This is a genomic window from Advenella sp., from assembly GCF_052108595.1.
In the GTDB taxonomy this organism is placed as follows: Bacteria; Pseudomonadota; Gammaproteobacteria; order Burkholderiales; family Burkholderiaceae_B; genus Advenella.
The window spans coordinates 1-9,267 of the sequence record NZ_JBQEAU010000143.1 but is presented as its reverse complement, the minus strand read 5'-3'; the positions used below and the strand labels follow the sequence as shown (position 1 = coordinate 9,267).

The 9,267-nt window shown below is 52.9% G+C and carries 9 protein-coding genes; 6 read left to right on the top strand and 3 right to left on the bottom strand.

What is annotated here, in order from left to right:
- The coding region (locus tag ACTIKR_RS18825; RefSeq protein ID WP_442328672.1) for a FadR/GntR family transcriptional regulator at positions 1–293 on the bottom strand (293 nt) is incomplete at its 3' end.
- A 150-nt stretch (positions 294–443) separates the two neighbouring features.
- Here ACTIKR_RS18825 and ACTIKR_RS18820 point away from each other — a divergent pair.
- The 5 genes from ACTIKR_RS18820 (at position 444) to fucP (ending at position 5,047) form a co-directional block, all read left to right on the top strand.
- Positions 444–1,745 carry an L-fuconate dehydratase gene (locus tag ACTIKR_RS18820; protein WP_442328671.1) on the top strand — a complete coding sequence of 434 codons (1,302 nt, stop codon included), beginning with the start codon at positions 444–446 and terminating at the stop codon, positions 1,743–1,745.
- A 12-nt stretch (positions 1,746–1,757) separates the two neighbouring features.
- Positions 1,758–2,582, top strand: a complete 825-nt coding sequence (locus tag ACTIKR_RS18815; RefSeq protein WP_193087268.1) for an amidohydrolase family protein — start codon at positions 1,758–1,760, stop codon at positions 2,580–2,582.
- Between the two features lie 20 nt (positions 2,583–2,602).
- A complete protein-coding gene (locus tag ACTIKR_RS18810; RefSeq protein ID WP_442328670.1) occupies positions 2,603–3,379 on the top strand; it encodes an SDR family oxidoreductase in 777 nt (258 codons plus the stop codon).
- Positions 3,380–3,393: 14 nt separating this feature from the next.
- Positions 3,394–3,738: an L-rhamnose mutarotase gene (locus tag ACTIKR_RS18805; protein ID WP_193087266.1), complete on the top strand. Its 345-nt coding sequence runs from the start codon at positions 3,394–3,396 to the stop codon at positions 3,736–3,738.
- A 79-nt stretch (positions 3,739–3,817) separates the two neighbouring features.
- Positions 3,818–5,047, top strand: coding sequence for an L-fucose:H+ symporter permease (gene fucP, locus ACTIKR_RS18800; protein WP_442328669.1), 1,230 nt, complete (start codon positions 3,818–3,820; stop codon positions 5,045–5,047).
- Between the two features lie 103 nt (positions 5,048–5,150).
- On the opposite strand, the gene ACTIKR_RS18795 is transcribed toward fucP, so the two are convergent.
- Positions 5,151–5,465, bottom strand: coding sequence for a DsrE family protein (locus tag ACTIKR_RS18795; RefSeq protein WP_193087264.1), 315 nt, complete (start codon positions 5,463–5,465; stop codon positions 5,151–5,153).
- A gap of 289 nt (positions 5,466–5,754) precedes the next feature.
- On the opposite strand from ACTIKR_RS18795, the gene ACTIKR_RS18790 reads away from it, so the two are divergent.
- Positions 5,755–7,956, top strand: coding sequence for a TonB-dependent receptor (locus ACTIKR_RS18790; RefSeq protein WP_442328668.1), 2,202 nt, complete (start codon positions 5,755–5,757; stop codon positions 7,954–7,956).
- Between the two features lie 211 nt (positions 7,957–8,167).
- Here the strand turns inward: ACTIKR_RS18790 and ACTIKR_RS18785 are convergent, their stop codons facing one another.
- Positions 8,168–8,524, bottom strand: coding sequence for a hypothetical protein (locus ACTIKR_RS18785; protein WP_442328667.1), 357 nt, complete (start codon positions 8,522–8,524; stop codon positions 8,168–8,170).
- Positions 8,525–9,267: the final 743 nt, after the last annotated feature.

Genomic DNA, 9,267 nt, shown 5'->3' with positions numbered 1-9,267 from the left:
ACCTCAGTTGACGTGGCAAGGTGGGGTAACAGCTTAGGATGCACAGGCGGGTCTTCATGATTGACCTGAGCCGGGGCGCGTTGCCGCACGTACACGCCACTGCCCAGTCTGACCTCAACCCAACCGGACACCTCAAGCGCAATAATCGCTTCCCGCACAGAAGTGCGACTTACCTGTAACTGACTGGCCAGTTCTCTTTCAGGTGGGATACGACTGGACACCGGATAACTATTATTCAGGATTTTTTCGCGGATGCTTGCGGCAATCCGTTGGTAAACGCGATCACTTTCCATGTATGACTCTAATAATTGATCGAAAAAAACTTGCAAACCACCAAAATTTCGCCTAAATTGTACAGACCAATAAATTTGGTCCGACCAATTTAGACAAATTTAAAGGTTGGTCTGATCAGTGAAGCACATTATAGCGTCACAGGAGACACCATGACAAAGATCACCCAAATGCAAGTGCTGGACATCCGCTTTCCGACATCAACCTTGCTGGACGGATCCGATGCAATGAATCCCGACCCGGATTATTCAGCCGCTTACGTCATCCTGCACACCGACAGTCCATCTTTGGCCGGTCATGGTTTGACCTTCACCATAGGCAGGGGCAATGAGATTTGCTGCAAATCCATTGAAGCGATGCGTCATCTGGTTATCGGCCTTGATATGGATAGCGTCAGATCTTCCCCCGCCGATATGTGGCGCATGCTCACCGGCGACAGCCAGTTGCGCTGGATCGGCCCCGACAAAGGTGCAATGCATCTGGCCACCGGCGCAGTCGTCAACGCCGTCTGGGACCTCTGGGCAAAGATGGAAGGCAAACCGGTATGGAAGCTGGTTGCAGATATGAGTCCGGAACAACTGCTCGATTGCATTGACTTGCGCTACCTGACCGATGCCATTTGCCGTGATGAAGCTTTACAGTTGCTCCGCGACCGTGCTCAGGCCAAGGCAGAACGAGAAGCCTTGCTTCAGGCCGAAGGCTACCCCTGCTATACGACATCAGCCGGCTGGCTGGGCTACAGCGATGAAAAGCTCGCCCGTCTGTGTCAGGAAGCGATCGATCAGGGCTTCAATCACATCAAACTCAAAGTCGGACATGATCTGGAAGACGACAAGCGCCGTGTCCGCATTGCCAGGGACATTATCGGGCCGCAACGCAAGCTTATGATCGATGCCAACCAAATCTGGGAAACCGAACAGGCCATCGACTGGGTTCGGCAATTGGCTTTTGCCAACCCCTGGTTTATTGAAGAACCCACCAGTCCCGACGATATCGAAGCGCACCGTCAAATCCGGCAAACCATTGCCCCAATACAGGTAGCCACAGGCGAAATGTGTCAGAACCGGATTATGTTCAAACAGTTTATGAGCCGCCAAGCGATTGACATAGTGCAGATTGACGCATGCCGCATGGGTGGAGTCAATGAAGTGCTCGCCGTACTGCTGCTGGCCGCGAAGTTCAAGCTTGCAGTATGCCCGCACGCCGGTGGCGTCGGGTTGTGCGAATACGTACAGCATTTATCCATGATTGACTATCTGTGCTTTTCCGGGACACGCGAAGGGCGTGTCACCGAATACGTGGATCATCTGCATGAGCACTTTGAGCATCCCTGCGTGATCCGTAATGCGGCATATATGCCACCCACTGCCCCCGGCTTCAGTATCGAGATGAAACCAGAATCCCGTCGCCAATATCTTTTCAAACCTGATCTGTGCGAATCGAAAAATAATTAAAGGTACAGTTTTATGATTGATACGCATGTTCACTTCTGGAATTACAACCGTGATGAGTTCTCCTGGATTGGTGACCATCAGGTATCGCTGAAACAAAACCGCCTTCCGTGCGATATAGCCGCGCTCACCGCTGAACGCATCTCAGGTCTCATTGCGGTGCAGGCCAGGCCCACGCTTAGCGAAAATCATTTTCTGCTGCAATTAGCACAGGACTTTCCCATAATCAAAGGTGTCATAGGCTGGTTTGATTTTGATGCCAGCATTGAGCCGCAACTGGAATCGGCTGCCAATCATGCCTTGGTTAAAGGCTTTCGCCACCTGATTCAGGATGAGCCCAAGCCCTCAGAGTATCTGCGTGAACACTCCGGCCTGCAACACGGCGTCCGATCGATGCAGCATCACAATTACGTTTATGAAGTACTTGCTCGCCAGGCCGATCTGCCCGCCGTAGTCAATTTCTGCATGCGCCACGACAAACACTGGCTTGTCATTGATCATCTGTGCAAGCCAGAGTTTGCGTGCCAATCAGCATTTGAATGGTGGCACCTGCATATGCGTAAGCTCGCCACTTTGCCTCATGTCGTAGTAAAAATATCGGGCCTGGTTACAGAAGCAGGAGCACACGCCACTGCCGCCAATCTGCAGCCTTATATCGACAGTGTCTGGACGCTATTCGGTCCGGAGCGCCTATTGTGGGGCTCCGATTGGCCCGTATCGTCTGCGACCCATTCATACGACACCCTGCTGGACTACTGGAAAGAAAACACAAGCCATCTCCCGGCAGCAGATACCAACCAGGTACAACTGGGCACCCCTGTAAAAACATACCAACTGTAATTGAAGGATGAGAGAGACAAATGGATTTGAATTTGAAAAACAAAGTCATTATCGTAACTGGGGGTGGATCGGGCATTGGCGAAGCCATCAGCCTGACGCTGGCAGAGGAAGGCGCCATTCCCGTCATCTTCGCGCGCTCGCCCTTGCCACAGTCGCTGCAGGAAAAACTGGCTGAGTCGGCGTCAGGATATGCCTTCCAACAACTGGATCTGATGGATGAGGCCGCGTGTCAATCCGCGATCAACGCGACGGCAGCGCAATATGGTCGTATCGACGGTGTGGTCAACAACGCCGGCATCAACGATAATATTGCGCTCACAGCAAGCGTAGATGCGTTCCGTCAGTCGCTGGAAAAGAATCTGGTGCACTACTTTACAGTCGTTCACCATGCCCTGCCCTATCTGAAAAACAGTCAAGGCAGCATCGTCAATATCGGCTCCAAGACTGCCATCACCGGTCAAGGGCAAACCAGCGGCTATTGCGCTGCCAACGGTGGACGACTTGCGCTGACTCGCGAATGGGCTGTGGCGCTGCTGAACGATAAAATCCGGGTCAATGCCGTGATCCCTGCCGAGGTAATGACGCCACTATACGAATCGTGGATCGGCGGTTTTGATAACCCGCAGGAAAAGCTGGCAGCAATCACAGCCCGCATTCCACTGGAAAAGCGCATGACCACACCACGCGAGATCGCCAACACCGTGGTCTTCCTGCTGTCGGACCGGTCATCGCATACCACAGGCGAATGCCTATTCGTGGACGGCGGCTATACCCACCTTGATCGTGCCATTGCCTGATGCGGAGGTAATACATGACTCATCAGCGATATTGCCTGGCTCTGGATCTGGTAGACGATCCGGAAAAAATTCAAACTTATATAGCACACCACAGAAATATCTGGCCTGAAGTTCAAGCCAATATTTACGCTTGCGGCATCGTTGATATGCAGATCTGGCACATCGGCACCCGCCTGTTCATGGTCATGGAAGTTGACGACACATACAGTCCTCAGCACGCGGCCGCTATCGCAGCGACCGAGCCCAGAGTAAAGGAATGGGAAACCCTGATGTGGCAGTTTCAAATACCAACGCCGTGGACGCCTGCAGGCGAAAAATGGGTAGCTATGGAAAAAATATTTGACCTGAAAATGCAATAAGTCAGGTCGAAACATTACATATGAAATAGTCATTCAAACCATACCAACAAAAAAATCAAGATCAACAACGGAGATATCAATGAAACACGCCATCACCGATCCTCGCTACCGCACCGGATTCATTTTGGTTACTACACTTTTCTTTATGTGGGGGCTATCCTATGGACTACTGGATGTGCTCAACAAACACTTCCAGGATGCTTTGCATATTTCCAAGGCACAATCCGGGCTGCTGCAGGCCGCATACTTTGGCGCCTATTTCATCATCGCGTTGCCCGCCGGGATGTTCATATCAAAAAAAGGATATAAGGCCGGCATCATTACCGGTCTCTCACTCTACGCGATTGGCGCATTGCTATTTGTGCCAGCATCCAATGCCATGACTTTTCCCTTTTTCCTGTTCGCATTGTTTGTACTGGCTTGCGGCCTGGGATTTTTGGAAACGGCAGCCAATCCCTACTCATCAGCACTGGGAGCACCGGAAACAGCGGAAACGCGGCTCAATCTATCCCAGTCCTTCAACGGTTTTGGCCAGTTCTGCGGTCCGCTCATTGGCGGTCTGTTTTTCTTCGAAGGCACGTCTGCCGAACAGCCAGCAGCCCAGAACGGCGCAGTTACTATCACGTATGTCGCCATTGCCGTTGTTGTCTTATTGTTGATCATTCTGTTTGCTCGCACCAAGCTGCCTGACCTGCGCGAGGCAGAAAGCGCGCTCGACGAAAAAAACGCATCGGCCAACCAGCGCTCACTTACCTCACACCGGGAGTTTATCGGCGGTGTGATTACTCAATTCTTTTATGTTGCTGCTCAGGTGGGAGTAGGCGCATTCTTTATTAATCTCACCCTGGAGACTTGGAATGGATTTGAAGCCAAAGACGCCTCATATCTGCTCTCGATAGGCTTGCTGGCATTTATGATCGGCCGCTTTATCAGTACCGGTATCATGACACGCATTCCGGCTTCTCGCCTGTTGGCTATCTACGGGGTTATTAATATAGCGCTTTGCGGCGTTGTCATGACCGGCCTTCCTGGTGTGGCCAGCATCGCTGCCATCGGCATTTTCTTTTTCATGTCCATCATGTTTCCCACTATTTTCGTCATGGGCGTAAAAAATCTTGGATCCAAAACAAAAATTGGCAGCTCGTTTATGATTATGGCCATCGTGGGTGGCGCTGTAATGCCTTATTTTATGGGCAAAATTGCTGATGGCCATCATACCGCGCTATCCTACGGCCTGCCTTTAGTGTGCTTCATTATTGTGGCGGTCTACGCCGCACTGTATGACAGACTTAGCATCAAAGCCGCATAAGTGATTGGCGTATGCACATGCCTGGCAAAGTGGCCAGCACAAGCTGGCCTTATAGGCAGCACTTTACGGTGTAGGTGTCTCAAAATTAATTATGCGGCCCCGTTTACGCCCGGATGTACACCCATCCATCCTGCTGCAGCCGGGCAAGCTCAGCAATAGCACCATGCGGGAGCACCTGCAGCGGCGCTCTGTTCTGGCGAGCTGCGCGGTTCAGGGTGTTGGGACATAACCAGGTAATGGCATCAAGCTGCTCCTGCGGCTCATCCAGGGCAGCAATAACCGCCTGGGCATTGAGCACAATTTTAACGTGTGCGTCCGGCTGCTCGCGCAGCAAATTGCCGGCATTGCTGCGGGCACGCTGCAGCGCATCTGCGGTTGGCGCATGCAGCACCACTTTCAGAACAGCTTGATCAGTCATCACTATTTACCTTGAAAAAGGCCATTATCTCATCGTTCAACACCCGGTGCGAGTCGTGCCCGTTCGTACCCTGCTGCCCGCAATAATCAGGGCACATAGCAATACCAACTTCACCGGCAACCACGCTGACAGCACTCCAATGTTGAGCAGCCCAGGCTTAAAGGGCGGATGACGTCCGCCGACATCCACCTTCACATATGCGCAGACAATAAAAACAATAGAATTACTGATAATCATTATCATTATTGTTATATAATTTGCCCTTTCCAAATTGATTGAAGGTCAGTTCATGAGAACCACTCTGCCTGCGAGGCTCGTTCCCTGCGCCGAAACAACATCGCCGGTTTCGGCCTCGCTCATGAACCGGCTTGTGCTCAATACGCTTAGTATTTCTGTTATGGGATTGCCACTGGCCGCTTACGCTCAGAGCAGCGTGCTGCAGTTGGCCCCTATCATGGCAAGCGGCGCCGAGGATGCGCTTCCCTCTGCCTACGCCGGCGGCCAGGTCGCGCGCGGCGGCGGTCTGGGCGTGCTGGGCTCTTCAGATGTCATGGATACGCCTTTTAGCACCACCAATTACACATCACAATTTCTGAATGACCAGCAGGCTCGTACGCTGGCAGACGTGGTAGTCAACGAAGCCTCTGTTCGGGTGATGACGTCCACCGGCAGTTTCAGCGAAGACTTCCAGATCCGCGGCTTCAAAGTCGACAGCGGCGATGTCGGCTTGAACGGGCTATATGGCCTGGCCTCTTCCAACCGCATGCCGACGGCCATGATGGAACGGGTTGAAGTGCTCAAGGGGCCGGGTACGCTGATGTACGGCATCAGCCCTGCCGGCAGCATAGGCGGAAACATTAATATCGTTACCAAGCGTGCCGACGATGAACCGTTGACCCGCGTCACGACAACGTACGAAAGCAAATCAATCCTGGGCGCACACCTGGATATGGGACGCCGCTTCGGAGATGACAAGCAATGGGGTATTCGCTTTAACGGCGTATACCGCAATGGCCAAACAAGCCTGGACGAAGGTCGCCAGAAACTTGCCCTTGGCGCCCTGTCGCTGGACTACCGCTCGGATAAACTGCGTTGGTCCCTGGACACCTACGCGCAACGTGAGAACGTTGACAACTTCCGTGCGCAGACCGGGTTCCATCCTGATATTGCAAACATTCCCGCAGCTCCTTCCGGCCACCGCGCCATCTATTCAGGCGCCGACCTGACGATTCGCGACTCGACCATCGCCTCGCGATTGGAATACGATATCTCCGACCGGCTAATGGTATATGCCGCGGTAGGCTACCACTACGGCGCCAGCGAGCAGGATTTTCCTTCTGCGCGTACGACAGATGCAGTGGACGATCTGGGTAACTTGCGGGTTATCAATTCGTGGTATGACGCCTACTCGCGCAGCAAGACGGCTGAAATCGGCGCGCGTGCGAAATTCAATACCTTTGGTGTGAGCCACCTGGTCACCCTGTCCGGCTCCATTCTCAAATCAGAAGCGGGAAGCTTCTACCTGTCGGCGCCATTGAGTCAAAAGATCGACTCCAATATCTACGATCCGGTGCAGCTAGTCCCCATGACCGGCGATCGCCAGTCACCAATCAAGACGTCTGAAACCGAGCTCTCCAGCATTTCCCTGACTGACACGTTGTCGTTTGCCGACGACCGCATCCTGATTACCGGGGGCCTGCGCAGACAACAAGTGAAGTCTGAAAACTTCAATCCCACTGGCGCCGTCACGTCCTCCTATAACGAAAGCGCAGTCTCGCCGCTTTTCGGTATTGTCGTACGCCCGTTGGACAATGTGTCGATATACGGTAACTTTACATCAGGCCTGAGCACGGGTAGCACGGCCCCGGTCGATGCAGCCAATGCCGGCGAGGTGTTTGCGCCATATAAGTCCAAGCAGTACGAAGCCGGTGTCAAAGTCGACTGGGGTCGCGTCATGACCACGGTCTCGGTTTTTCAGGTAGATCGTCCAAACGCGATTACCGACCCGGACACCAATATCTACAGTTACGATGGCGAGCAGCGTAATCGCGGTGTGGAATTATCTGCTGTGGGTGAAGTGACCGATGGTCTGCGCGTTATGGCCAGTGCCACTTTTTATAATGCCAAACTGCGTCGCACCGCAGGCGGCGTCAATCAAGGCAACCAGGCCAATGGTGTGCCAAAGCGCACGTTCAACCTGGCAGCCGATTGGGACTTGCCCTGGGTACCCGGCTTGAGCGTGGGCGCACGCGCCATTCACACCGCAGCAACACCCTATGATGCAGAAAACACGCTCACACTGCCATCGTGGACACGCTATGACCTGAGCGCCCGTTATCGCACAACATTCCAGGGCCGCCCGCTCACATTGCGTGCCAGCGTCGAAAACGTATTTAACAAGAAATACTGGCTATCGAGCAGCTCACGCCTCACCGTGGCCACTGCAGCAGCGCCGCGCACCGTTCTGCTCTCGGCAGAGATGGAGTTCTAGACGCAATCATCCCGATGAATTGGGCTCGCAGTGACACCTGTCCAATGCAGCGTGCTGCGCATTTCAAAGCTGCAATCGCCGCCCAGGCACTGAGCACAACGTCAATCCGCATCCCTGGTGCTTCGTGCTGCAGATTGCCGGCGTTATTTCGGGTACGTTGCGCAACGGCCGCAAGGGGCATCACGCACCACTAGCAGAATCGCCTGGTTGATCAATGCGGCAGCAATACCACTTTGCCCGAAGCAATGTTCCCCCGATCCAGCTCGGTAAATGCGGTCACCCCCTCATCAAGGGAACGCGTCTCTACCCAGGAAAGATCCCCAAAGGTTCCATTGTGCAAAGCATTGACGGTGGCATACATGTCAGCCATGGTATAGGTATAGGTTCCCAGCAAGGTGATTTCTGCAAGGGTCAGCTTGCGCATATCAATTTCGCTGCTCCAGTCCTGCTTGTTCTCCAGAATAAGACCAGGCTTGCGTCGGGGATCATGACCATGGTAGAAAAAGATGCGCAGCCAGTCTCTGTGTGCCTGGATATCGAACTGATCGTCCGCGGCACTACGAGTCAACCGCCAGAGGTACCTCGCGCCATTTCAGCAAACAAATCAAAATCCGGATAAAAAGCGACAAATGACTGGAGGCATGTCAGGCTTGGCAACCCATGGCCTGCCGAGCCTATACAAAGACACATTGATTTGGAGCCCTGCCAAGCATGTCTGCAGGCCAGGGTTCAAGCATATGCTATGGCAACTGCAATAGTCTGCAGAATTGCTGCGCCCCGGGCCAATGAATGCAGGTCCGTGAAGCCTGCCAGGGGTAAGGACTATCATTTTCTGGCCAGGCCTCTTCACACAAAATAAAGCAAAGTGAATCGTTAAGCAGAGCAGAAAATTGAGTAAAGTGCGCCGTTCAACCAGAACCCAGAAAGGTATCATGCAGAGCGCGCAATCATGAACGCCATCGCAAGTGTAAGATTAAGACAAGGCGGTGAGCCAGAAATGAGATACGTCGAGTTCAAGGCTCAGAGCAGCGCTCTGTTGAACGCCAGCCGGTATTGAAGATAAGATGCATCGGTTGGGAGTAAAGCGGCGCATGGCCAAATAGATGAGCATCCTAGAGAGAGGAACTGCAATGCGATGCAGCCCCTAAAATAAAACGATTGGCGCATAGACTGCGTGTTGATGATGCGAGCGTCTTATGGATATTTATTATGGATATTTATAATGCGTGCGTTAAAGCACAAACGCCCCGCAATGTTTAAATTGCGGGGCGTTTGAAGGAATAAAAAGCCTGACGATGACCTACTTTCACA

Coding starts and splice junctions, on each gene's coding strand:
- ACTIKR_RS18820 (WP_442328671.1), top strand. CDS start 444: ATGACAAAGATCACCCAAATGCAAGTGCTGGACATCCGCTTTCCGACA.
- ACTIKR_RS18815 (WP_193087268.1), top strand. CDS start 1,758: ATGATTGATACGCATGTTCACTTCTGGAATTACAACCGTGATGAGTTC.
- ACTIKR_RS18810 (WP_442328670.1), top strand. CDS start 2,603: ATGGATTTGAATTTGAAAAACAAAGTCATTATCGTAACTGGGGGTGGA.
- ACTIKR_RS18805 (WP_193087266.1), top strand. CDS start 3,394: ATGACTCATCAGCGATATTGCCTGGCTCTGGATCTGGTAGACGATCCG.
- fucP (WP_442328669.1), top strand. CDS start 3,818: ATGAAACACGCCATCACCGATCCTCGCTACCGCACCGGATTCATTTTG.
- ACTIKR_RS18795 (WP_193087264.1), bottom strand. CDS start 5,465: ATGACTGATCAAGCTGTTCTGAAAGTGGTGCTGCATGCGCCAACCGCA.
- ACTIKR_RS18790 (WP_442328668.1), top strand. CDS start 5,755: ATGAGAACCACTCTGCCTGCGAGGCTCGTTCCCTGCGCCGAAACAACA.